The following is a 23,114-nucleotide window of genomic DNA, read 5'->3' on the forward strand; positions in this document are numbered from 1 at the left end:
GGGCAACTGGAATGATTGTAGAAGAAATTATGAATCAAAATGTAGTTACACTACATCCAAACGATACAATCGAAACAGCAATCCGAACGATTCGCACGAAAGGAATTCGGCACATTCCAATTGTCGATCAAAATAATCACGTCGTAGGCATTATTTCTGATCGGGATGTAAGAGATGCAAGTCCGTCTATTCTAGATGAACAAGTTTCACTCGATATGCTACAGCAACCGCTTGAACTTATTATGAAACATCCTGTAATGACTTGCCACCCTCTCGATTTCGTTGAGGAAATTGCTACTTTATTTTTTGAAAATAAAATTGGCTGTCTTCCTGTTACAAAAGCTGGGAAGTTAGTTGGAATAATCTCAGAATCTACAGTACTGCACACGTTAGTAAAATTAACAGGAGCACATCAACCGAGTTCACAAATTGAAATTCAAGTAAAAAATGAACCTGGTATTCTTGGAAAAGTCGTTGCTATTTTTAGTGATTTACAAATAAATATCGTGAGCGTTCTCGTCTACCCAGCAAAAGATGAGAATGATAAAGTACTTGTTTTCCGCATTCAAACGATGAATCCTCTAAAAGTGATTGATGCACTTGAAGCAGAAGGCTATCGCGTATTATGGCCGAACATCATGGGGATGCAAGCATGAGTAGCGCGTTTATTTATTCGGATGACTTTCGGGGCTATTCATTTAGCCCTGATCATCCTTTTAACCAACTGCGCGTCACACTTACGTATGATTTATTACAAAAGGGTGGTTTCATCTCTCCCTCTCAAATCATCTCACCACGGATGGCTACAGATGAAGAGATTGCCTACGTTCATACAGAGGAGTACATAAATGCGGTAAAACGTGCTGGAGAAGGAAAGTTAGAAAAATCAATTGCGATGACATATGGACTAGGAACAGAAGATACACCGATGTTCCCAAATATGCACGAAGCAAGCGCATTGCTCGTTGGCGGTACGTTAACAGCTGTCGATGCTGTTCTTTCCGGAAAAGTAAAACACGCACTTAACTTAGGTGGAGGCTTACATCACGGCTTCCGTGGCAAGGCATCTGGTTTTTGTATTTATAACGATAGCTCCATCGCAATGAAGTATATTCAGAAGAAATACGGTTTACGCGTCTTATATATTGATACAGACGCTCATCACGGTGATGGCGTGCAGTGGTCGTTTTATGATGATCCTAACGTATGCACCATTTCATTACATGAAACTGGTCGCTATTTATTCCCTGGAACTGGCGCTGTAAACGAACGTGGACAAGGTAATGGTTATAGTTATTCTTTTAACGTTCCACTGGATGCTTTTACAGAAGATGAATCCTTTCTAAAATCATATCGAACAGTTGTAAAAGAAGTTGCAGCGTACTTTAAACCGGATATTATTTTAACGCAAAATGGTGCCGACGCACATTACTACGACCCACTTACACACCTTTGTGCAACCATGAATATTTACCGCGAAATACCGAAGCTCGCTCGTGAAATTGCTAATGAATATTGCGACGGTCGCTGGATCGCTGTCGGCGGCGGTGGCTATGACCATTGGCGCGTCGTACCAAGAGCTTGGGCACTTATTTGGCTCGAAATGAACAACATCCAAAACATCTCGGGTTATCTCCCTCCAGAATGGATTGACGCTTGGAAAGGACAAGCCGAAACAGAACTTCCCCTCACATGGGAAGATCCAGACAACATGTATAAACCTATCCCCCGTAAACCAGAAATTGAAGAAAAGAATGCATTAACTGTAGCGAAATCCCTTGAAATTATTCGGAATAATATGACAAAATCTTTGTACTAAACGAAAAGGAGGCTCGTTTTTGAATAGCCTCCTTTTATTTATTGTCGACTACTGTCGGTAAGTCGATATGTTTCGAGTTGCGCCGATATATTTTATTTAATAATTAACCGGTCCAACTTTTATGAAAAAAGGACGTGATATTATGTGGACACAACAAATGATCCCCACAAAACGCGGCACATTTGAACTCTTTACAAAAGGAAATGGCGAACCGCTTTGTATTACACATCACTATTCACAATTTAATGAAACTGGTGATTACTTTGCAGATGTTTTCACTGCTACGCATCGTGTATTTCTCATTAATTTACGAGATACTGGTAGCTCTGTAACCACCCAGTCAGAAAACGAATTAAGTATGATTGAAACGGTTCACGATTTAGAAGCAATACGGGAAGCTTTACAACTCCCAACATGGCATTTCACTGGTCATTCAACAGGTGGTATGCTTGGACTTTTATATGCGATTACATATCCAAATTCCTTACAATCATTAGTCGTAGCAGGCGCTGCAGCAAGTAACTATACCGAAACACCATTTTGTATTTATCATCCAGAACATTCACAGTTTCATTATATGCAAGAGCTCATCGAAAACTTAAAAAGCCCTCACCTTACAAGTGAAGAACGGAAAGAACTATCTACTAAGAGAACAAAATTATCATTGTATAAACCAGAAAACTACAACTCTTATTTTTGTAAACCAATCAAAAAAACAATGTCCGTTAGCCGGATGAATGCTTTCGCCAATGAATATCCTTCATTTGATTTAAGGGAGTATTTACCTTCTATAAAAACAAAAACACTAATTATGTGTGGAAGACACGATGTGCAGTGTCCTATTCAATATTCCATCGAGATACATGAGGGTATATGCGATTCTACTTTTGTGACATTTGAGGAGAGCAACCATTATCCTTTTTTAGAAGAAGCTGCTCAGTTTACTTCTACTACTCAAATATTTTATAAATCATTGCAACAAGGAACTCTAAAATAGCATATTAAGGTCGCAAGTTAATTTTCCAACAAAAACCTCACAGCCTCTATAAGACTATGAGGTTTTTCAAAAGAAATATTTCACACTAGTAACAACCAAAAGAAGAACAGAAAAAATTATTAAACCTAAATCAATAAATACTGACTTTTTATCTCCTTCTTTTAAACTTATCATAAAACTAGAAATTATTTTAATTGCAAAAAAGACCATCATAAATAACCAACCCAAATGATCATTCGTAGAATCTTCATCATAAAACATTTGTATTGCACCAATAATTAATAAGATAAGTACAATATTAGTTCCAATCTTTAAAACCTTGTTTGATTTATTATCTTTTAATGTATCCCCCAAAATGTAGCACGCCCTCTCACACTCTCCTATGTTTTATCTCTCTTTATATTTTAACATAAATTACCTATTATCCCCTTTTGATCACATACAAAAAAACCTGCCAAAACTTTGACAGGTTCCCTACACATTAAAACGATAACCAGCTCCCCATACTGTTTCAATATATTGCGGGTGGGCAGGATCTCTTTCAATTTTTTCACGTAGCTTTCTAATGTGGACGACAACAGTGGCTAAATCACCAGCGGAATCTAATCCCCAAATGCGTTCAAATAACTGTTCTTTATTTAATACTTGGTTTGGATGTGTGACAAAGAATGTTAATAAATCAAATTCCTTCGTTGTAAATGCCACTTCTTCATTGTTTATAAAAACTTTCCTCGCTCGTTGATCGATAGAAATTCCGTGAATGTATAGCGTATCACGTTGCTTACTTACATTTCCTGATAATCTTTCATAACGAGCAATATGCGCTTTTACTCTTGCGACTAATTCGCTTGGGCTAAACGGTTTCGTTATATAATCATCCGCTCCTAATCCGAGCCCGCGAATTTTATCTATATCTTCTTTTTTTGCTGAAACAAGTAGAATCGGAATATCTTTTACAGCACGTATTTGTTTACAAATTTCGAATCCGTTCATTTTCGGAAGCATAATATCTAAAATAATTAAATCATAGTCTTCTTGCAGGGCTATTTGTAAACCTGTTTCTCCTGAATGCTCTACATCAACTTGGAAATCATTAATTTCTAAATAATCTCGCTGTAATTCTGCAATACTTACTTCATCTTCTATTAGTAAAATTCTTTTCAATTTACTCACCACATTCCTCTACTTTTTCCAATGAGAAGAAAATGCTTGTGCCTTTACCAAGCTCGCTTTCCGCCCAAATTTCCCCGCCATGTTCTTCAACAATTTGCTTCGCTATTGCTAAACCAAGTCCACTTCCACCTGTGCTAGAATTTCGCGATTGTTCTGCACGATAAAAACGTTCAAAGATATACGGTAGCGTATCAGATTCTATACCTGATCCATTGTCTATCACCTTCACAATAACTTTATTGTTATCACTCGATACTGTTACGGTAATTTTCTTCTCTTCTTTATCCATGTACTTCACACTATTATGAATTAAATTTGATATAACTCTATTTATCTTTTCGCAATCAGCCGTTACATATAATGGCGATGAATGTAATTGTAAGTTAATTTCTATACCTTCTTCACTTAAATCCATCTGCATCTCTTCTATTAATTCTTGCATAAACGTATTTAATTCAACTGTCTCAAATTGGAATGGAACTCGATTTAAATCGAGCTTCGAAAACAAAAAGAGTTCATCAATGAGTGTGTCCATATGTTTTGCCTTTGTATGAATTGTCGTTAAATACTTATCCATTTTTTCTGGCGTATTTGCTACCCCGTCCTTTATTCCTTCTACATATCCGATAATAGATGTAATCGGTGTTTTTAAATCATGCGATATGTTTGAAATAAGTTCTTTTCGATTTTCTTCATACTGCGTTTGTACTTCAATCGATTCCTTTAACTTCTTCCTCATTTCCTCAAATCCTTGATTTAATTGACCTATTTCATCGTGCGATGTAACTGGCATTTGAAAATCTAAATTTCCTTCTTTAATTTTCTCCGTTGCACCTTTCAATACAAAAATTGGTTTTATTACACTTCTTGAAACAAGATAACTTAATAAACCAATGAGTAAAATGGCTAATAGTAAAAGCGATACGAATAAGATTGGAAATAATTTTTGTGTAAGATCTACAAATGAACTTTGCTTTTTTAGTACAAATATACTCCCTTCTTCTTTCTCTGGAAAATAAAAATCAAACTTTACATATCGATAAAATGTCTCGCCTAGTTCCGTTGTACCACGACTATTAATATTTGCCGCTTCAAATTTCGGAAGGGCTTCTGTTAAAGTCGAACTTTCAAATCCCTTATTAGCATAAGAAATGTTTTCTCCCTTTCTTACAATTATTTTCACACCTTCTTTTTCAATTGATGAAACGAACGATTTATCTAATAATTGAGATTGATGTTGCTTTGCCGCTAATTTTAATTCAAGATAGGCATTTTCTTCTTCTGGTGTAAGCGGCTTTTGAATGTAAGAACTTTTATAGAAATTTTTCACTGCTTCCAAATCACCTGTTATTGAAAAAACAATTAAAAATCCCGCGACTAATATGAGCGTAATAGAAACGAGAATTACAGCAATATAAGAAAATAAAAACCTTGTTTTAATAGACATATGTTACATCCTCACTTTACCCATCCTTCATATTCATAAGCATAAAAATATATGTTCAAATACTCAAGCGATTTTATAGTAATTTTAGCGTCAGTTTATAAAAATTTAATGTTCCTATTTTACAGTTGAAATTAGGAGGTTGAAATTCCATGTTCAAAAAAACATTCAGTATGATATGTTGCGTAATTTTTTTACAAGGATGCTCGCAAGAACAAGAAGTCAAAAAGGAGATGACAAACATGGAGACTGCACTACTAGCAGCTACTGAAAAAAATGAAACGAATACTGTTATATCTTTACTAAAACAAGGTGCAAATATAAATGCGACGGATAATCAAGGACGTACCCCTCTTATGATTGCTACATACAAAAATGATGTAAAAACCGCAAAAGCACTTATCGAAGCTGGTGCTGACGTAAATATCCAAGATGACATGAAAAACAATCCCTTTCTATACGCCGGTGCGGAAGGTTACTTAGACATTTTAAAGCTAACAATTAATGCTGGTGCAGATCCTACGATTACAAATCGTTACGGCGGAACAGCTCTTATCCCAGCCTCAGAACATGGCTATATTGACGTTATAAAAGAACTCCTCACTCGAACAAATATTGATGTAAATCATGTAAATAACCTAGGATGGACAGCTTTAATGGAAGCTATCGTACTAAGTAACGGAAACGAAACACAGCAACAAGTCATTCGCCTTCTTATTGAGCACGGTGCAGATGTAAATATTCCAGATAATGATGGTGTTACCCCGTTAGAGCATGCTCGCGCTCATAATTTTGCAGAGATAGAGAAAATTTTGTTAGAAGGAAATAAGTAAAAAGCTTATCTTTGCCTTCCTCCCCCATCCTATGCTACATTTAAGCCGTTACATCAATATTAATAGGGTGGGAATACATATGAATAAACCTAAAATTGGGATGATTGGACTTGGTAGCATTGCGCAAAAGGCCTATCTTCCAACACTTACAAAAGAAACAGATTGGAACTTTGTCGGGGCGTTTACACCTAACGCAGAGAAAAGAAAACAAGTTTGCCAGCAATACCGAATTCAAGACTTTCATTCTATTGAAACGTTAGCTTCGGAATGTGATGCAATCTTCGTTCATAGTTCAACTGCATCGCATTATGAAATCGTTTCTGAGCTTTTGAAAAAAGGAATCGACGTTTATGTTGATAAGCCGTTAGCAGCTACTGTGGAACAAGCTGAGCAACTAGTCGAGTTGAGCGAGAAGTATAACCGAAAGTTAATGGTCGGATTTAATCGCAGATTCGTTCCTATGTATGTTGCTGCCAAAGAACAGGCTCATGATATTTCATGGATTCGAATTGAAAAGCATCGCACAAATAAAGTCGGGCCATATACGTACGACTTCACTATGTTAGATGATTATTTACACATTGTAGATACTGCTCGCTGGTTCGCTAATGATGACCTTAACGTCGTTCACAATATGATGCAAATCAATGAAAAGAATGAACTTCTTTACGGACATCATACATATACAACTCCAAGTGGACTGTTACTTTCTACTGCAATGCATCGCCATGCCGGTACAAATTTAGAACAAATTGAACTTGTAACGCCAGGGAAAATCATTCGCGTAAAAAATATGAATACATTTGAAATTGAACAGGAAAACTCAGTTTCACAAAGCGGTTCTCCATCATGGGATACGACGTTAAAACAACGTGGTTTTGAAGATGCTGTTCATCATTTTATTGAATGTGTACACGGAGATACAAAGCCTGTTGTAGATGGATTAGAAGGATTAAAAACGCAGCAAATGCTACAATCTTTACTAGATGATGTAAACAAAAATTAAAACGGATACATTTTTCAGAATTTACTTTCATTCCCATTTCCCCTTTATTTCTCTCGTAAATTTCTATAAAATATGTTGATAGGAATTATAAATTTCATAATGAATCGTGGAAAGGATGGGATTGACACATGTGGAACGAGTTTAAAAAGTTCGCTTTCAAAGGGAATGTCGTTGATTTAGCTGTCGGGGTTGTAATCGGTGCTGCATTCGGTAAAATCGTTAGTTCTTTAGTAAAAGACATTATTACACCATTACTTGGTATGGTATTAGGTGGCGTTAACTTTACAGATTTGCACTTTGGATACGGTAAATCAGCTGTTATGTATGGTAACTTCATCCAAACAATTTTTGATTTCTTAATTATCGCAGCTTCTATCTTTATGTTTATTAAAGTTTTCAACAAACTAACATCTAAAAAAGAAGACGAAAAAGAGGAAGAAATTCCAGAACCAACAAAAGAAGAAGTTCTTCTTGGCGAAATTCGCGACTTATTAAAACAACAAAATTCTTCTAAAGATAGAGCATAATTGAACGGATAAAAAGGCATGTCCCTCGGGACATGCCTTTTCTATATGCTATAACGTTTCCGAATTCATATGAATAAATAAAATAATACCAGCAACCATAAGTACCATAATGCTACCTGCAAATAGTGTAATACCAATAAACATTAAACTTTTGCTCATATCTACTGATACACTTTCAATAAAAATAGAAATTACATACGTGATAAGGGCAATTCCTGCAAGAATACTTCCTGGAACAAATCGCTTTAAACCATTTTGTTTTAACGTCATATATGCAAAAATAGCAGTCATACAAAGCGTAATTATCCAAAGAACGATCATCTCTTTTCCCCCCTCACAAGCCTTTTCTTTCTATTATACATGACATTGCCCTATAATAGTTATTTTTACACTTATGTGACATATAACAAGGAATCATACAATCTATAGAGAACTCTTCCAGGTAAGCTATATACTAGGGAGGATTTCAATTGGAAGATGATATTGTAGGATATTTTAAACAAGTAGAGCGATTTGATTATATTACAATCGACTTAGACAAAATTTTTTTTACATGGAAGTTGTACAAATAGAAACAAATGTAACTTTGCTAAAAATATCACTTAACTTAAAAAAAAGATAAAACGATTGTAGATGGAAAAGCAAAGCACTATGATTCTTCTAGGCTAGAGCATTTAATACAAAATTTTAAACGCACTGCACAAACATGCCTTGAACATAATTTACGAAGCGCTGAAGAACTTTTTGCATTTTGGAAAAGAAATTGACCACTAGAAAAATATGGATATCCCTCATATAAATTGATATAATTACCATATACAAATATTCTTTGTAAGGGAGTGTTCATAATGATTTGGATTTCACTAATCGTATTAGCTTATTTCATCATTCTCGTCCCAATACAGTACAACTACATTAAAATGCTCAAAGAAAAACAGAAAAAAATGAATGTCTCACAAAACGAACTATATGACAACATGTCTTATGAAGAATCCCAAGTGCATTACCATTATCAAAGTAACTTATTTACAATACCTGCTTCGCTTGTCGCAAGTATTATTTATAAAGTGAAACATGCAGCATAATGTGTACGCTGTAAAATTATTGTTTGAGTCTGTTCATGCTGGTGAGCCTGATCCTACGAAAATTGATGAGCATTATGAAGAGAATCACGATACACTTTTTGAAGAAAGTATTATTCTTGTTAAAGCAAACAGTTTAGAAGAAGCTCATGAACTAGGTGAAAATATAGCTATACAATCGGAGCACACATACGATAATATGTATGATGAGCAAATCACATGGACGTTCCGAAAAGTGTTACATGTGTTTGAATTAGACGATACCCCATTTGAAACTGGAAAAGAATTGTACGCAAGATTTTTACACGTTAAGAAAAATGAAACTGTAGATACAGTAATTGAAAAATATTATCCTGAATATGAATAAAAGCTCACAGCAATCGCTGTGAGCTTTTTTATACTTATTTCGTTGAATCTCTAAATTGGATACGGTGAGGTAAGATAACAGTGTGATCTTCCACTTTTTCTTTGTTCATATACTTTGTTAATAGACGCATTGCTACTGCACCGATATCATACATCGGTTGTACAACTGTTGAAAGCTGCGGACGAACCATTAATGCAAGGCGTGTATTATCGAAACCAAGTACTTCTACGTCAGTTGGTACGTTTAATCCAGCATCTTGTGCTGCATGGATTACACCTAGTGCCATTTCATCAGAAGACACGAAGATTGCTGTTGGCTTTTCATCATTGCTCCAAAGCTTTTCGAATGCTTCGATACCTGAGTCATATGTGTAATCTCCATCGATTACAAGATTTTCATCATATGAAATACCTTCTTCTTCTAAAGCTTTTTTATAACCTTGTAACTTCTTCGCGCTTCCCGCTTTATCAATGAATGGACCAGAGACGAAACCGATACGCTTATGTCCTTGCTCGATAAAGTGCTTCATTGCATCGTAAGCTGCTTGTGTATAATCAATATTTACTGATGGCGTTTCATTTTGCTCATCAAATGACGCTGCTAATACAATTGGTACTGGAGATTTTTTAAATTCTTCAATGTGAATGTCTGTAATATCTTCACCCATGAAAACAATTCCGTCCACTTGTTTTCCAAGCATCGTATTTAATAGATGGAACTCTTTCTCTTTGTTTTGATCAGAGTTACTTAAAATGATGTTATATTTGTACATTGTTGCGATATCTTCAATTCCACGTGCAAGTTCTGCATAAAACGTATTTGAGATATCAGGAATAATAACACCTACCGTAGTTGTCTTCTTACTTGCTAGTCCACGTGCTACCGCATTTGGACGGTATCCTAAACGATCAATTGCTTCTAATACTTTCTTTCTTGTTGTAGGCTTTACATTTGGGTTACCGTTCACAACGCGTGATACGGTAGCCATTGAAACGTTCGCTTCGCGCGCTACATCATAGATTGTTACGTTCATCTCATCGCACACTCCTTCTATTTTTGTTATCTATTTTTATGTATCGGTTACTTGAATGAAAAAAAGACATCAACTCTATTTGCAGATGCCACCAATCGTCCCGAGTTCTTCCTTTTACTAATGATACGATATAAACGCAGGCTCATACAATATTTTCCCGCAAAAGTTTCGAAAAAATTCGCTTCTTTTCTCGTATTTTCGTATTTTTTATGAAAAAAGGGCATTTTTTGTAAAAAAATAGATATTTCCTAAGTAGAAATCTTATTTTAAGCAGTACGATAGTAAATGAAATTTATATCGGCGATTTTTCGAATATATGAACCGTAACTCGAAATATATCGGCGATTTCCCAAATATATCGACCACAACTCTAATTATATCAGCGATTTTTTTAATATACCAACTTCCCAACAAAAATCGACAATGACAGTCGCTATACAGCTGTCCCAAAATGCCTTTTTGGAACAGCTCATTAAAAGTTTTTATAATTTACTTCCAAATGATTTTAATTCATTCATAAAATCATTGAACTGCGGGATATTCATTTGCTGCGCCGCATCTGATAAAGCTACAGCTGGATTTGGATGTACTTCAGCCATAATTGCGTTTGCACCAATTGCCATCGCTGCTTTTGCAGTTAGTAAGAGAAGGTCACGTCTCTCTGTAGAATGCGTTACATCAAAAACGAAAGGTAAATGTGTCTCTTTCTTTAAAATCGGTACAGCGGAAATATCAAGCGTATTACGCGTTGCTCTTTCATTGCTTCAGCAACTTGACGTACTTGTTCATAACTTTCCACTGCACACGGTCCCATAATAAAATGCTAATTTCCGTTACCAATTTTTTCACCATTAATTTCAACAATCGTATCTTCTGTTTTTTTCTTACAAGAAACAAGTAGTGCTTTACGATGATCCTCTTCTTGTAACTTTAAACCAACTTGAAAAATTTGTTTGAAAATATGTTATAAAGTCGAAGTTTCAAATGGACCATTATTATTCTCTGCAATTAAATCCAGTATATTACTTTCACGTACAGGATCAAAACGTTTCACACCTTATACTTCTTTTAAATTACCAACTTCTTGTACGAGACGACCTCTTTCGTTTAGTAACTCTAATATTTGTAAATTAAGTTGATCAATTTCAGAACGTAAACGACCTAATTGTTGTGATGCCATAAGAAAGCCATCTCTTTCAAATCCCTATATATTACTTTTTTAAGATAACTTATTATAGTTGATACATATACGATTGTCACACGATATACAGCAATGAATTACCATCAAAAAACCTTTTATATTTTCATTTAAAATAAAAAAAGACAGTTTACATACTGTCTTTTTTACAAGAAGGAAACAAACGGTTTATCACTGTTTTTCTCTTTTATAATAACGGCCTCAATTTTACTCTCGGACTTGATCTGTAATTGTACTTTCGCATCTTTAGGCAATTTGTCTAACATACCTTGAGCAGCCAATTGGGTAAGAGCCATTAATTCTGTTTTACCGTTATATTTAATAACAATATTCATATTTAATGTATCCATTTGATCTTTCTTATAAGAAACTTTTGCATTGACTGGAATAAAATCTCCATTAGAAAAACCTTTTATTTCCTTAGCAAAGTTATTTATTTTTGTATTATCTTCTCCATGTGCTTGTGTAAATTCATCAGAAGGATATGAATACGACTTTTCATCAATTGTACTCCAATTTCCAAGGTTCATATCATTCTTTTGAACAGTAGCACTAGCAATATACGTACCATTTTTTAAAGAACTTGTACTTTCTTGCTTAAAGATAGCAAACGTAATTGGAGATTTGTTATATTTATCATTTTTGTTAATAGCTTCAATAAGTTGTTTAGCAACTTCAGACCCTTTAGACATAGCTTCTTCATTCGATACACTTGAAGACATAGCTAAGCCAATCATAACACCAGATAAACTTAATTCATTTGAATTCTGTTTTCCAAAATAGTCTTGTTCTATAATATTCGTCAAAACTGGCGCTTCTACTTTCGCAACTAGTTCATCAACTAGTTTCTCTGGAATATACTGATTTAATTGCAGTACGTGACTCTCTGTATCAAATTGCTGCGTTGCAATATTTATTAAACCATTTTCATACTCTGCTAAATCTAATTTAGAATTTGTTTTTATATTAGCTGTATTAATAACCTTTTGTTCTTTTAAAGGAATAACAGTTCTATAATAATCTTTAGAAACAGCAGTTCTCGGAATCATACTTTTTTCTTTTGTATCTTTTTGTATAACTTCATCCTTCTTACTAATCGTATTACTATTGTTACTACAAGCTCCCAGTAATAAACTTACGACTGCGAAGGATAATGCCATTTTCTTCATTACTTAAAACCTACTTTCAACAATCTAGTTATTTAGTTTGAACTATTAATAGTGTACCACTAAATATATTTCAACAAAAACAAAAAAAAAGAAGCAAGCACCTTTAGCTTGCTTCTTTTTACTTTATATTCTCTTCTAAAGCATCTTTTTTAATATTCCAATGAGATGTATTCCATACTACCATCCCATCTTTTATGTATAACACTTGCGGTGATTCATGTCTAATACTGTATTGTTCTGCAACACGATTTGACACATCTCTCGCATCTTGTACGTATAAGTAATACGCTGGCACTTCTCTTTCTTCACTGCAATACGCTTGAAATTCTGTGTATGCACCGTGACTAATCGGGCATGTCGTACTATGTTTAAAAAGAACATACGGCTCATTCTTTTCTACTAAGACTTCAAGCTCTTCAATTGTTTCAAGCTTTGTCATATTCATCACGATTCACCTCTCATACGAAATCTAGAGCGCTTCTCTTTCTTTTCAGCGTTTTTCTCAATTCTTTCTAATTTACGCTCTTCTTTTTCAACCTTCTTCTCTTGTCTCGACGCACGGTAATGATTGTATACTTCAATCGCCGCACTGCTCCACTGTACAACTTGCGCTACTTTATCAGCGTTATTTTCAATTTCGTCCGTTACAGAGTCTGATACATTACGAAGCTTCGTATTTAAAGATTGGATTGTCGTTCCAATCCCATCTACACCCGCTACCACTTTATTTAATGACTGTGACTTCTGTTGAATATCATCAGCTAACGCATTCGTTTTATGTAATAATTGCTCTGTCTCTACGCTAATTCCTTGCATTTGTTTTTCTAAACCTTCTAACGTGCTTGCAACGTTTTCTAACGTCTTCTGAACCGATAACAACGTTCTGCATACATACACAACTAATACTGCGAAAGCAACCGCGATAATAGCCGCACTTACATATAAAAGAACTTGCATTTCATCACTTCCTTTATCTTTTTCATACTTTCCCCTATTATACAATCATTTTCCGTTTCATTCTAATCCCTATCTCATCATTAGAATTTTCATACTTATTCGTTAACTGTAACATAAATCATTCAACAAATTCCACTAAGTAGGTTACAATAGGAGAGGATACATAATTAGTAGGGAGGCTTTACATATGAAAGATCCACGTATTGAAAAGTTAGCATACAATTTAATTAACTACTCTATTTGCTTACAAAAAGGCGAAAAAGTATTAATTGAAAACTTTGGCTTACAAAAAGAACTTGTAACTGCACTTGTAAAAGAAGCATATGCAGCTGGTGGTTTCCCATTCGTCTCTTTAAAAGATCATCAAGTAGATCGCTCTTTATTAATGGGTGCTACTGAAGAACATTTCGAACAAATCGCTGCATATGAAGCAAGCGTAATGAAAGACATGGACGCTTATATCGGTCTTCGCTCTGGCGATAATATTAATGAACAGGCTGACGTTCCAAGTGAGCGCATGAAAGTTCATGGCCAAACAGTTGGGAAAAAAGTTCATAGAGATATTCGCGTTCCAAAAACACGTTGGGTTGTTCTTCGCTACCCAAATGCTTCTATGGCACAGCTTGCTAAAATGAGCACAGAAGCTTTCGAAGACTTCTACTTCGAAGTTTGTAACTTAGACTACGGTAAAATGGATAAGGCGATGGATAGCCTTGTTACATTAATGAATAAAACAGATAAAGTTCGTTTAACTGGTCCTGGAACTGACTTAACATTCTCTATTAAAGACATTCCAGCTATTAAGTGCTCAGGTCATTTAAACATTCCAGACGGTGAAGTATACTCTGCACCAGTTCGTGATTCTGTTAACGGTACAGTTTCTTACAACACACCATCTCCTTACAACGGTTATACATTTGAAAATGTACAACTTAAGTTCGAGAACGGTCAAATCGTTGAAGCAACTGCAAACGATTCAGAACGCATTAACAAAATCTTCGATACAGACGAAGGCGCACGCTACGTTGGTGAGTTCGCAATCGGCGTAAACCCATACATCTTACATCCAATGGGAGACATCCTATTCGATGAAAAAATCGATGGCAGCTTCCACTTCACTCCTGGACAAGCTTACGACGATGCATGGAACGGTAACAACTCGAACATCCATTGGGACTTAGTATGCATCCAACGCCCTGAATACGGCGGCGGTGAAATTTACTTCGACGACGTACTAATCCGTAAAGACGGACGCTTCGTTGTACCTGAATTAGAAGCTTTAAATCCAGAGAACTTAAAATAATAATAAAAACGCTCGGAATTTTCTCCGAGCGTTTTTTTATTTCTTCCCTACCATTTCTATTTTCACATGTGGATTTTCTTTCTCGATAAGCGCCAAAAATTCATTCATATCTTGCGGCATCGCAACCATATGTACTTTATATGCATTCGTCGTAATTTCAAGATACTTTCCAACTTGACGAACAACTCTTATATCTTTTAATACAACATCATCATTTAGAATACCGTACTTTAATACGCCATTTTCTACTTTATGTTTTTTAATAAATACTTCCCAAACGAGTGGTACATTTACAATGAAGCATAAACCCATCCCAATCAACGCTGACATCCAATGCGCTTTATTAGTGAAAAGCATGACAATTGGATATATACACATAAAAGCTAACGTAAGACAAACGAAAATGACTACTGACTTACTTCTTTGAATTGGAAAGTTCATACCTACACCCCCTAATCCAAATTATACCACTATTTCCATTTTGGTTCATAGAAAAAGGCCATTTCTAGATGACCTTTTTCACAATGTACCTATAAAATTTCTTATCTACCTGTAACACTGGAAAGTTTTTCGGCAACTCATCTATACTCACACTTTGAAAACCATTCTTTTCATAAAAGCGATGTGCCGCTAAAAATTTTACTGTTGTTCCTAAATAAATATCTTTCAACTTTTTATCCTCAGCCCATGAAATTGCTGTTTGAAGCAACATATATGACGCGCCACATTCTTTTCCACGAAACTCTTTTTGTACGAACATTTTTCTTAGCGCTACTTGATGATTCTCAATATCTAATAAAGCTACTGTTCCAACTACTTTCCCATCATAAAGTGCTACCCAAAAGTTTCCGTGATCCTTTTGATAGAATGTTTCTATTTCAAGTAAATCAGGTTGCTCTTCTTTCGTAATGGGAACATTATACTCTTTTTGCTGAATATGAACGATAAGATCTACTACTTCCTCTTGAAACGTACTTTCATACGGAATAATACGAATCTTCTCGTTCATCGAATATCTTTCCATTCTGAAGCTAATAAACTATATACAGCGATATCATGAAAATGATCATATAACCATTCTTCATCTCTTAAAATACCATCTAATTTAAACCCTAAACGCTCTGGAATAGCGCGGCTTTTCACATTTTCAACACCGCATCTAATTTCCATTTTATTTAATTTTAAATTCTCAAATGCATAGTGAAGCACAGCCTTTACGCTACGTGTCATAACGCCTTTTCCTCCAGCATCTTCTGCAAGGTAATACCCAAGACTCGCCGCTCTCTTCCCCCAGCTCACTGGATGAATACCTACCATCCCAACAAGCTTTCCTTTGTAACGTATACCACTTTCAAAACCGTCTCCCTCTGCAAATTTCTTTAACCACATCGGAAAAATCTCATCATAAGCATCAGCAGATTTTGTCCCATCTACCCAAGGAAGCCATTTTCGTAAATGATTACGGTTTTGGTCTATTAATTGATATAATTCTTCTTTATGATGTTTTTCTAGTAATTGTAGTTCAATTTCGTCATCTACTCGAAGTGTGAACATGTTTTTTAGTCCCCTTTTTATTTTTCTTATTATTCTAACATTTTTAGATATAAAAAGTTAAATATTAACACTTTCTTTTGATTTTCTTTGTATAAAACCAGAAGAATACAATATTCCCGTAATAACTAATATCATTCCTACAGATTGTGCAGATGTTATATTGACTCCTTCAATAAAAGAAATAAGTATTGTAACAACAGGCACTAGATTAAAAAATAAAGATGTCCTTGCTGCCCCAATTTGAGCAATTCCATTATTCCACCATAAGTAACCAAGCACACTCATTCCAATTGCCATAAAGAGAATCGCTCCCCATGCCAACCAAGGAATTTCTAAAACTGGTACTATACTTTTTTGTGTAGAAGATATGATAATAAAGGCAAGTGCACCAATAGTCATCGTATATGTCGTCGTTTGTATTGGATTACCAGTTTTAATAAACCTTCTGCCTAGCACGCCGTATAACGCCCAGCAAATATTCCCTAATAAAATATAAAAATCCCCTTTTGAAAATGATAAATGTTGTAGTATTGTAAACGAACCTTGTGTAAGTACAAAAACAACGCCAATTAGTGCAAGTAACATTCCAATTGCTTGACGCTTCACAATTTTCTCTCGTAAAATGACACTTGCTAACAGCGTCGTAACGAGAGGATTTGTCGCCATAATAAGTGCACCATTAACAGCTTCTGTATATTTCATTCCTAAAAAGAAAAAGAAGTTAAAGCCGAATACACCAACAATACCTAGCAAAAGATAATAGGTCCTATTCTGCATCCATACTTCCAAATCAAAATCTTTTCGTATTTTTAACAAACATAACATCACAAATGCAGCAATCCCAAAACGCCATGCTGCTATATGAATTGCTTCGAAATACTGCACCGCATATTTCGAAGCATTAAATGTCCCACCAGTAAATATCGCAAAACCTAATAACTGCGTATATACTTTATTTTTCATTGCCGGCCTCCAAGTCTTTTTCTTCTAGAAAACCGTAATAAATTTCTAACTTCTCCTCCGTTAGCTGAACAACTTTTTGCAATTGTTCCTGCTGTTCTTTTAATCGCTCCAAGTGAGTTGTTAAAATGGAAATTCTCTTTTTTACTTTCGCTGGTACTTCCTCTTTCTTCTGCCTAATTTCCTCTATAATGCACCCATCACTTGCAAACTCAGCTATCTCTTCTAATGACATCCCAGTTTGTTTTAATGAATATAAAAATTTTAATAAACGTACATCGCCTTCTGTATATTGACGAATACCGCTATTTCGCGTTGGTGGTGGTAATAAACCTAATTTCTCATAGTAGCGCAAAGTGTGAATGCTCATCCCTGTTAATTCTGCTACTTCGCCGATTTTATACATGTTCTCTCCCCCTTGTTTTTACATTTTCATCTTACAACCTAGAGTTAGCTCTAGGTCAATACATAAATAAAGTGAAACTTTAATCAGTGGGGGTCTTATTGCACGTTAATGCGGGATAAAAGTTGAACACAACAAAAAAAGACGCACAGCCACAGCTATGCGTCTTTTCTATTATTTCTCTGCAACTTGAACTTCTTTTACGTAAGCTGCTTCGAATTTTTGGATGTCACCTGCGCCCATGAAAATTAGAACGCCGTTTTTATGTTTCTTTAATACATCCGTTGTTGTATCTGTAATTAGTTCTGCACCATCAATACGCTTTTGCAGATCTTCAATTGTTAATTCACCTTTGTTTTCGCGTGCTGATCCGAAAATATCACATAAGTATACTTGATCAGCTTTGCTTAAGCTTTCAGCGAACTCATCTAAGAACTTTTCTGTACGTGAGAATGTATGCGGCTGGAATACAGCGACAACTTCACGCTCTGGATGTTTTTGACGAGCTGCTTCAATCGTTGCATTAATTTCTGTCGGATGGTGTGCGTAGTCATCGATAATAACTTGCTCTCCCATCGGCTTTTCATTAAAGCGACGTTTTACGCCTTCAAAAGTTGTTAATTGATGTTTTACTGCTTCTACATCAACGTTTTCATAATGGCAAAGTGCGATTACTGCTAACGCATTTAATACGCTGTGATTGCCGTATCCTGTAATTTTGAACGTGTCATAGTACGTATTACGAACGAATACATCGAATATCGTGCCATCTGTTCTCTTTTGGATGTTACGTGCTTGGAAATCATTATCTTCTCCAAATCCATAGAAAATAACAGGTACTTTCGCTTGAATTTTTTGAAGTTCTTCATCATCTCCACATGCAATAATGCCTTTTTTCACTTGCAATGCCATCTCTTGGAATGCACTGAATACATCATTGATGTCTGCAAAATAATCTGGATGATCAAAATCAATATTCGTCATAATTGCATAGTCTGGATTGTAAGACAAGAAATGACGACGATACTCACAAGCTTCAAATACAAAATACTTACTATTTTCTACCCCATGCCCTGTTCCATCTCCAATAAGGTAAGATGTAGGATGTGCACCTTGCATTACATGGGCTAACAAACCTGTTGTTGATGTCTTTCCGTGTGCACCAGTTACAGCAACACTTGTGTATTGGCTCATAAGGTCACCTAAGAAGTGATGGTAACGATGTACTGGGATGTTTAATTCTTTTGCTGCTACGATTTCTTCATGCGTATCAGGAAATGCATTTCCTGCAATAATCACTTGTCCTTCTTCTACATTATTCTTATCAAAAGGAAGGATCGAGATACTACGCTTTTCTAACGCTGTTTGTGTAAAGAAACGCTTTTCATAATCAGACCCTTGAACAGTATGCTTCATATCATGAAGAATTTGCGCTAATGAACTCATTCCTGTTCCTTTAATTCCTACAAAATGGTAAACTGTCATCTTAAAGAACCTCCAACATTTCGAACTAATACAACGGCCTATCTATAAGACAGTATATGAATCTTTTCTTATTTTGGTAATCATCATACATTTTTGATGTAGTGAGGTTATTCTTTCCCTTCACTTATCAGGATAAACTCGTACGTACTTCTTTATATGTCCATAACAAGTCCATTATAGCAAAAAAGAAGCCGCTATACTATGATAACAGAAAAACTGATAGGGTCAATCACCTATCAGTTTTTCTCTCTTTTACATATCTTCTCTTTTTTCTAATTGAACACGCTCTAAACGTGGGTTTGGACGATATTTACGACCAGCTTTTGCTTCTGGTTTCCCATTTAATTCTACATTATCACCAGTAAAGCCAATATTCATTTTTAACAAGCTACTCCCTACCCCATATATGTCAACAGGTACCTTTTGAGCTTCAAATTCACGAATACGCTTTTCATCAAATCCACCAGTTACAACGATGTCTACATGCTGGAATCCTTCTTCATCAAGCGCCTTGCGAAGTGCAAATACAAGAGATGGATTTACACCACGTGGATCAAATGTTCCAAGTACTTCTGGGTGGCGAATAAAGTATTGATCAATCATTGTGCGAGACGTATCTACACGCACACCTTTTAATGTTGATCCAAATTCACGCGCTACACGAAGTGCATCTGTAATAACATCATTATTGTAATCAATTAGTACAACTAATTCATCTTCTGGAAATTTCTTATGATATGCTTTTGCCGCTTCTACAACATCACCATTAAACATTTGAATTAATGCGTGAGGCATTGTTCCCATACCACTTCTGCCCCACCATTCATTCATTGCATGCGTCGCTTGTGCGCTCATACCTCCGATGTATGCTGCATAACCGTCACCAGCTTGTTGTGTATAATGATCGTCACGATCTCCCATGAAAATAACTGGTTTTTCTTTATCTACACTACGCGCAGCTTGGACAACATTATATACGTTTGTTGCAACCGATGTACGACGAGCTAAAATCCCATCAATAACACCTTCTAAAAATCCGAAATTCTCATAAGGACCATGAATTGTTAACACTGTTTCAAATGGACTAATTTTATCGCCATCTTTTAAAGAGTTAATTTCAAGTTCCTCAGGATTTTTAGCGAATGTTTGTAGCAATGCAATTACTTCATCTGTTCCGCAAAGAACTGCATTTTCTTTTTGGAAAAATTGCATCGTTACAACACTTTTCGGGCGAAATTCTTCAATAATTTCTCTAGTTTTTAAAAAGTAAACGGCGGAGAACCACCCTTCTCCAACTCGTTCGTCAAATTTAAATGTTTTATTTGTTAGTCGATTTATTTCACCTTTTAATTTTAATTCAATTTCTTTCATGTCGCTTTACTCCCTACTTTACTATCCAACATTTTCTATTAGTATACAGCAAAACCGTGGACTATACATTCGTTTCCTGCATAGCAGCGAATTCATCCTCAGAAATAAGGACATCTCTTGGCTTCGTCCCTCTTGCTTCAGAAATAATTCCTTGCGATTGCATCTCCTCAATGAGACGTGCCGCGCGATTATAACCGATGCGGAATTTTCGCTGTACAGAAGATGTGGACGCTCCCCCTTGTTCTACAACAAATTGACATGCTTCAAAGAACAATTCGTCTTCCGACTCAGCCTGTTCTGTTTTCGCTAATAAATCCTCTTGCTTAAATAAGTAATTCGGCTTCATTTGCTTTCTCACATGATCAACTGTCTTTTCGATCTCATCATCCGATACATATACACCTTGTACACGAACTGGCTTAGATGTACCGTTCCCTAAAAATAACATATCACCACGGCCAAGTAATTTCTCCGCGCCTCCAATATCAATAATCGTACGCGAATCAACTTGAGATGATACAGTAAACGCAATACGCGTTGGAATGTTTGACTTAATTAAACCTGTAATAACATCTACAGATGGACGCTGCGTCGCTACTAATAAATGAATGCCACAAGCACGTGCTTTTTGCGCAATACGACAAATCGCTTCCTCAACATCACCAGGTGCTACCATCATTAAGTCGGCTAACTCGTCAATGACAATAACGATATAAGGTAATGTTTCTCCTGGAATTTCTCGCTCACTTACAATCGTATTGTAACGAGTTAAATCACGAGCACCAGCGTGCGCAAACAATTCATAACGGCGTTCCATCTCTTCGACTGCCCACTTTAAAGCCGCTGTCGCTGCTTTTACATCCGTAATAACAGGTGCTACAAGATGTGGAACAGAATTGTATGGTGCAAGCTCAACCATCTTCGGATCAATTAACATTAACTTCACTTCATGCGGTTTCGCTTTATATAAAATACTCGTTAAAATCGCGTTAATACACACACTTTTACCTGAACCCGTTGCACCCGCAATAAGTCCGTGCGGCATTTTTCGAATATCTGTTACAATTGGATCACCTGAAATATCAAGTCCAAGCGCAACAGTAAGCGGTGATTCACTCTTTGTGAATACAGGACTTCTTAAAATTTCACGAAGAAATACTGGCTTACTTTCTTTATTTGGAACCTCAATTCCAATCGCACTCTTCCCTGGAATCGGCGCTTCAATACGAATATCTTTCGCAGCTAAACTTAACTTAATATCATCACTTAAATTGGTAATTTTATTTACTTTCACGCCTGGGTCTGGTTGCACTTCAAAACGAGTTACTGCTGGCCCTTGCGATACATTAATAACATGTGCTCCAACATGAAAATTATTAAACGTTGTATCTAATAATTCTTTTTGCTCATCTAACCATTCTGTATTATCTAGCGCTGATTGCTGCGGAATCGACAACAGCGCTAATGGCGGAACAGTGTATGTCGGTGGTGTGTGCAATACATTTCGCATATCGTTCTCTCTTTGATTTACAACATATGCTTTCTCTTGTACTTCCGTACTTGAAATTGGCTTTTGTACTTGCTCTTCCACTACTTGCTGCACTGGGCGTTCTTCCATTTGTGGCTCTGCTACTACTTGCTGCACTGATTGCTCTTCTACTTGTGATTCTACTACCACCTGCTGCATTGGTTGTTCTTCCACTTGTGATTCTACTACCACCTGCTGCATTGGTTGTTCTTCCACTTGTGGTTCTGCTACCACCTGCTGCATTGGTTGTTCTTCCACTTGTGGTTCTGCTACTACTTGTTGCACTAGTTGTTCTTCCACTTGTGGTTCTGCTACTACTTGTTGCACTGGTTGTTCTTCCACTTGTGGTTCTGCTACTACTTGTTGCATTGGTTGTTCTTCCACTTGTGGTTCTGCTACTACTTGTTGCACTGGTCTATTCTCTACTCGTACATTAACAGAATGCTGCATTGCATTTGCCCTAGCTGCATGTCTTTCCATTAATCGTGTTCTATCTTGTTTCAACATAACAACATTAAATGGTACATGACGCTTTTTCTCACGTTTTGGTTCTTCTTTTTTTACAACTGGTTGTTCTTCTGCGACCGGCGCTTCTTCTACAACTCGTTGTTCTTCTGCGACTGGCGCTTCTTCTACAACTCGTTGTTCTTCTGCGACTGGTGTTTCTTCTACAACTCGTTGTTCTTCTGCGACTGGCGCTTCTTCTACAACTCGTTTATTTTCTTCTGTTTCTGCAAGTAAAACATTCGCAAAGCTTTGAACGTCGTTCTTTGTCTGTTCATCAGCCTCAGCTACATGTATGAATTCACTCTTTTGTTCAATCGCTTCATCTTCTTGCTGAATTTCCTCAAGTGCTACAAATGTCTCTACTACAGGTGCTTTTATTTCTGCAATCACTTCTACTT

Annotated in this window: 25 protein-coding genes and 2 pseudogenes; 10 read left to right on the plus strand and 17 right to left on the minus strand. The window is 36.0% G+C overall.

The genetic code is table 11. From position 1 onward, the window contains the following. Positions 1 to 11: 11 nt before the first annotated feature. From CN409_RS23895 to CN409_RS23905, 3 genes are all read left to right on the plus strand, one after another. Positions 12 to 656, plus strand: a complete 645-nt coding sequence (locus CN409_RS23895; RefSeq protein WP_000634583.1) for an acetoin utilization AcuB family protein — start codon at positions 12 to 14, stop codon at positions 654 to 656. Next, positions 653 to 1,819: an acetoin utilization protein AcuC gene (gene acuC, locus CN409_RS23900; protein ID WP_000092825.1), complete on the plus strand. Its 1,167-nt coding sequence runs from the start codon at positions 653 to 655 to the stop codon at positions 1,817 to 1,819. Before CN409_RS23895 ends, acuC begins: the two co-directional genes overlap by 4 nt. Before the next feature lie 121 nt (positions 1,820 to 1,940). Further along, on the plus strand, positions 1,941 to 2,816 hold the full coding sequence (locus CN409_RS23905; RefSeq protein ID WP_003280339.1) for an alpha/beta fold hydrolase: 876 nt from the start codon (positions 1,941 to 1,943) through the stop codon (positions 2,814 to 2,816). Positions 2,817 to 2,882: 66 nt separating this feature from the next. On the opposite strand, the gene CN409_RS23910 is transcribed toward CN409_RS23905, so the two are convergent. The 3 genes from CN409_RS23910 to CN409_RS23920 all read right to left on the minus strand — a co-directional run bounded on the left by CN409_RS23910 (position 2,883) and on the right by CN409_RS23920 (position 5,436). Further along, positions 2,883 to 3,170: a hypothetical protein gene (locus tag CN409_RS23910; RefSeq protein ID WP_000502926.1), complete on the minus strand. Its 288-nt coding sequence runs from the start codon at positions 3,168 to 3,170 to the stop codon at positions 2,883 to 2,885. Between the two features lie 120 nt (positions 3,171 to 3,290). After that, the gene (locus CN409_RS23915) at positions 3,291 to 3,980 is read right to left on the minus strand and encodes a response regulator transcription factor (protein ID WP_003280338.1); all 690 of its coding nucleotides are present in this window, start codon (positions 3,978 to 3,980) and stop codon (positions 3,291 to 3,293) included. 1 nt (position 3,981) lies between these two features. Beyond that, the gene (locus tag CN409_RS23920) at positions 3,982 to 5,436 is read right to left on the minus strand and encodes a HAMP domain-containing sensor histidine kinase (protein WP_000023861.1); all 1,455 of its coding nucleotides are present in this window, start codon (positions 5,434 to 5,436) and stop codon (positions 3,982 to 3,984) included. A gap of 149 nt (positions 5,437 to 5,585) precedes the next feature. Between CN409_RS23920 and CN409_RS23925 the strand changes: the two genes are divergently transcribed. From CN409_RS23925 to mscL, 3 genes are all read left to right on the plus strand, one after another. Next, the gene (locus CN409_RS23925) at positions 5,586 to 6,266 is read left to right on the plus strand and encodes an ankyrin repeat domain-containing protein (protein WP_079246031.1); all 681 of its coding nucleotides are present in this window, start codon (positions 5,586 to 5,588) and stop codon (positions 6,264 to 6,266) included. A 79-nt stretch (positions 6,267 to 6,345) separates the two neighbouring features. Next, entirely contained in the window at positions 6,346 to 7,272 is a 927-nt protein-coding gene (locus CN409_RS23930) for a Gfo/Idh/MocA family protein (protein ID WP_001039702.1), read from the plus strand. Between the two features lie 128 nt (positions 7,273 to 7,400). Continuing rightward, complete coding sequence (gene mscL, locus CN409_RS23935) at positions 7,401 to 7,799, plus strand: large conductance mechanosensitive channel protein MscL (protein WP_000267015.1); 399 nt, start codon at positions 7,401 to 7,403, stop codon at positions 7,797 to 7,799. 48 nt (positions 7,800 to 7,847) lie between these two features. On the opposite strand, the gene CN409_RS23940 is transcribed toward mscL, so the two are convergent. After that, a complete protein-coding gene (locus CN409_RS23940) occupies positions 7,848 to 8,120 on the minus strand; it encodes a DUF3917 domain-containing protein (RefSeq protein WP_000636586.1) in 273 nt (90 codons plus the stop codon). Positions 8,121 to 8,269: 149 nt separating this feature from the next. Between CN409_RS23940 and dhp61 the strand changes: the two are divergent. From dhp61 to CN409_RS23955, 3 genes and pseudogenes are all read left to right on the plus strand, one after another. Continuing rightward, positions 8,270 to 8,566, plus strand: a pseudogene (gene dhp61, locus CN409_RS23945) (protein Dhp61). Between the two features lie 81 nt (positions 8,567 to 8,647). Then, positions 8,648 to 8,884, plus strand: a complete 237-nt coding sequence (locus CN409_RS23950) for a DUF3949 domain-containing protein (RefSeq protein WP_000637898.1) — start codon at positions 8,648 to 8,650, stop codon at positions 8,882 to 8,884. A gap of 1 nt (position 8,885) precedes the next feature. After that, positions 8,886 to 9,248: a DUF4288 domain-containing protein gene (locus CN409_RS23955; protein WP_003271799.1), complete on the plus strand. Its 363-nt coding sequence runs from the start codon at positions 8,886 to 8,888 to the stop codon at positions 9,246 to 9,248. Positions 9,249 to 9,282: 34 nt separating this feature from the next. Here CN409_RS23955 and ccpA read toward each other — a convergent pair whose 3' ends face one another. The 5 genes and pseudogenes from ccpA to CN409_RS23995 form a co-directional block, all read right to left on the minus strand. After that, positions 9,283 to 10,281 (minus strand): catabolite control protein A, encoded by a 999-nt coding sequence (gene ccpA, locus CN409_RS23960; protein WP_001103303.1) that lies wholly within the window; start codon positions 10,279 to 10,281, stop codon positions 9,283 to 9,285. A gap of 482 nt (positions 10,282 to 10,763) precedes the next feature. After that, positions 10,764 to 11,461: pseudogene (gene aroA, locus CN409_RS32860) on the minus strand (chorismate mutase). Between the two features lie 164 nt (positions 11,462 to 11,625). Then, positions 11,626 to 12,648, minus strand: coding sequence for a CamS family sex pheromone protein (locus CN409_RS23985; protein WP_000738027.1), 1,023 nt, complete (start codon positions 12,646 to 12,648; stop codon positions 11,626 to 11,628). Positions 12,649 to 12,766: 118 nt separating this feature from the next. Continuing rightward, complete coding sequence (gene ytxJ, locus CN409_RS23990; RefSeq protein WP_001057469.1) at positions 12,767 to 13,093, minus strand: bacillithiol system redox-active protein YtxJ; 327 nt, start codon at positions 13,091 to 13,093, stop codon at positions 12,767 to 12,769. Further along, entirely contained in the window at positions 13,093 to 13,605 is a 513-nt protein-coding gene (locus CN409_RS23995; RefSeq protein WP_001197721.1) for a DUF948 domain-containing protein, read from the minus strand. Before CN409_RS23995 ends, ytxJ begins: the two co-directional genes overlap by 1 nt. 187 nt (positions 13,606 to 13,792) lie before the next feature. Between CN409_RS23995 and CN409_RS24000 the strand changes: the two genes are divergently transcribed. Then, entirely contained in the window at positions 13,793 to 14,908 is a 1,116-nt protein-coding gene (locus CN409_RS24000) for an aminopeptidase (RefSeq protein WP_000654720.1), read from the plus strand. Positions 14,909 to 14,944: 36 nt separating this feature from the next. Here CN409_RS24000 and CN409_RS24005 read toward each other — a convergent pair whose 3' ends face one another. The 8 genes from CN409_RS24005 to CN409_RS32420 all read right to left on the minus strand — a co-directional run. Next, positions 14,945 to 15,349, minus strand: coding sequence for a PH domain-containing protein (locus CN409_RS24005; protein WP_001010622.1), 405 nt, complete (start codon positions 15,347 to 15,349; stop codon positions 14,945 to 14,947). Between the two features lie 64 nt (positions 15,350 to 15,413). After that, positions 15,414 to 15,917 (minus strand): GNAT family N-acetyltransferase, encoded by a 504-nt coding sequence (locus CN409_RS24010; RefSeq protein ID WP_001003146.1) that lies wholly within the window; start codon positions 15,915 to 15,917, stop codon positions 15,414 to 15,416. Beyond that, the gene (locus CN409_RS24015) at positions 15,914 to 16,462 is read right to left on the minus strand and encodes a GNAT family N-acetyltransferase (protein WP_000494654.1); all 549 of its coding nucleotides are present in this window, start codon (positions 16,460 to 16,462) and stop codon (positions 15,914 to 15,916) included. The genes CN409_RS24010 and CN409_RS24015 overlap by 4 nt, the downstream gene beginning before the upstream one ends. Before the next feature lie 57 nt (positions 16,463 to 16,519). Further along, a complete protein-coding gene (locus CN409_RS24020) occupies positions 16,520 to 17,425 on the minus strand; it encodes a DMT family transporter (RefSeq protein WP_000792471.1) in 906 nt (301 codons plus the stop codon). After that, positions 17,415 to 17,828 carry a MerR family transcriptional regulator gene (locus CN409_RS24025; RefSeq protein ID WP_000276608.1) on the minus strand — a complete coding sequence of 138 codons (414 nt, stop codon included), beginning with the start codon at positions 17,826 to 17,828 and terminating at the stop codon, positions 17,415 to 17,417. The genes CN409_RS24020 and CN409_RS24025 overlap by 11 nt, the downstream gene beginning before the upstream one ends. A 171-nt stretch (positions 17,829 to 17,999) precedes the next feature. Then, complete coding sequence (murC, locus tag CN409_RS24030; protein WP_000219469.1) at positions 18,000 to 19,310, minus strand: UDP-N-acetylmuramate--L-alanine ligase; 1,311 nt, start codon at positions 19,308 to 19,310, stop codon at positions 18,000 to 18,002. 252 nt (positions 19,311 to 19,562) lie between these two features. Continuing rightward, positions 19,563 to 20,681 (minus strand): nicotinate phosphoribosyltransferase, encoded by a 1,119-nt coding sequence (locus CN409_RS24035; protein WP_000658372.1) that lies wholly within the window; start codon positions 20,679 to 20,681, stop codon positions 19,563 to 19,565. Positions 20,682 to 20,742: 61 nt separating this feature from the next. Continuing rightward, the coding region (locus tag CN409_RS32420; protein ID WP_255260085.1) for a DNA translocase FtsK at positions 20,743 to 23,114 on the minus strand (2,372 nt) is incomplete at its 5' end.

It is taken from the genome of Bacillus sp. AFS012607, from assembly GCF_002558005.1.
In the GTDB taxonomy this organism is placed as follows: Bacteria; Bacillota; Bacilli; order Bacillales; family Bacillaceae_G; genus Bacillus_A; species Bacillus_A thuringiensis_S.

Bases quoted from the DNA above. Each gene is read 5' to 3' on its own strand.
- CN409_RS23895 (WP_000634583.1), top strand. From the start codon at position 12: ATGATTGTAGAAGAAATTATGAATCAAAATGTAGTTACACTACATCCA.
- acuC (WP_000092825.1), top strand. From the start codon at position 653: ATGAGTAGCGCGTTTATTTATTCGGATGACTTTCGGGGCTATTCATTT.
- CN409_RS23905 (WP_003280339.1), top strand. From the start codon at position 1,941: ATGAAAAAAGGACGTGATATTATGTGGACACAACAAATGATCCCCACA.
- CN409_RS23920 (WP_000023861.1), bottom strand. From the start codon at position 5,436: ATGTCTATTAAAACAAGGTTTTTATTTTCTTATATTGCTGTAATTCTC.
- CN409_RS23925 (WP_079246031.1), top strand. From the start codon at position 5,586: ATGTTCAAAAAAACATTCAGTATGATATGTTGCGTAATTTTTTTACAA.
- CN409_RS23930 (WP_001039702.1), top strand. From the start codon at position 6,346: ATGAATAAACCTAAAATTGGGATGATTGGACTTGGTAGCATTGCGCAA.
- mscL (WP_000267015.1), top strand. From the start codon at position 7,401: ATGTGGAACGAGTTTAAAAAGTTCGCTTTCAAAGGGAATGTCGTTGAT.
- CN409_RS23940 (WP_000636586.1), bottom strand. From the start codon at position 8,120: ATGATCGTTCTTTGGATAATTACGCTTTGTATGACTGCTATTTTTGCA.
- CN409_RS23950 (WP_000637898.1), top strand. From the start codon at position 8,648: ATGATTTGGATTTCACTAATCGTATTAGCTTATTTCATCATTCTCGTC.
- ccpA (WP_001103303.1), bottom strand. From the start codon at position 10,281: ATGAACGTAACAATCTATGATGTAGCGCGCGAAGCGAACGTTTCAATG.
- CN409_RS23985 (WP_000738027.1), bottom strand. From the start codon at position 12,648: ATGAAGAAAATGGCATTATCCTTCGCAGTCGTAAGTTTATTACTGGGA.
- ytxJ (WP_001057469.1), bottom strand. From the start codon at position 13,093: ATGAATATGACAAAGCTTGAAACAATTGAAGAGCTTGAAGTCTTAGTA.
- CN409_RS23995 (WP_001197721.1), bottom strand. From the start codon at position 13,605: ATGCAAGTTCTTTTATATGTAAGTGCGGCTATTATCGCGGTTGCTTTC.
- CN409_RS24000 (WP_000654720.1), top strand. From the start codon at position 13,793: ATGAAAGATCCACGTATTGAAAAGTTAGCATACAATTTAATTAACTAC.
- CN409_RS24005 (WP_001010622.1), bottom strand. From the start codon at position 15,349: ATGAACTTTCCAATTCAAAGAAGTAAGTCAGTAGTCATTTTCGTTTGT.
- CN409_RS24010 (WP_001003146.1), bottom strand. From the start codon at position 15,917: ATGAACGAGAAGATTCGTATTATTCCGTATGAAAGTACGTTTCAAGAG.
- CN409_RS24015 (WP_000494654.1), bottom strand. From the start codon at position 16,462: ATGTTCACACTTCGAGTAGATGACGAAATTGAACTACAATTACTAGAA.
- CN409_RS24020 (WP_000792471.1), bottom strand. From the start codon at position 17,425: ATGAAAAATAAAGTATATACGCAGTTATTAGGTTTTGCGATATTTACT.
- CN409_RS24025 (WP_000276608.1), bottom strand. From the start codon at position 17,828: ATGTATAAAATCGGCGAAGTAGCAGAATTAACAGGGATGAGCATTCAC.
- murC (WP_000219469.1), bottom strand. From the start codon at position 19,310: ATGACAGTTTACCATTTTGTAGGAATTAAAGGAACAGGAATGAGTTCA.
- CN409_RS24035 (WP_000658372.1), bottom strand. From the start codon at position 20,681: ATGAAAGAAATTGAATTAAAATTAAAAGGTGAAATAAATCGACTAACA.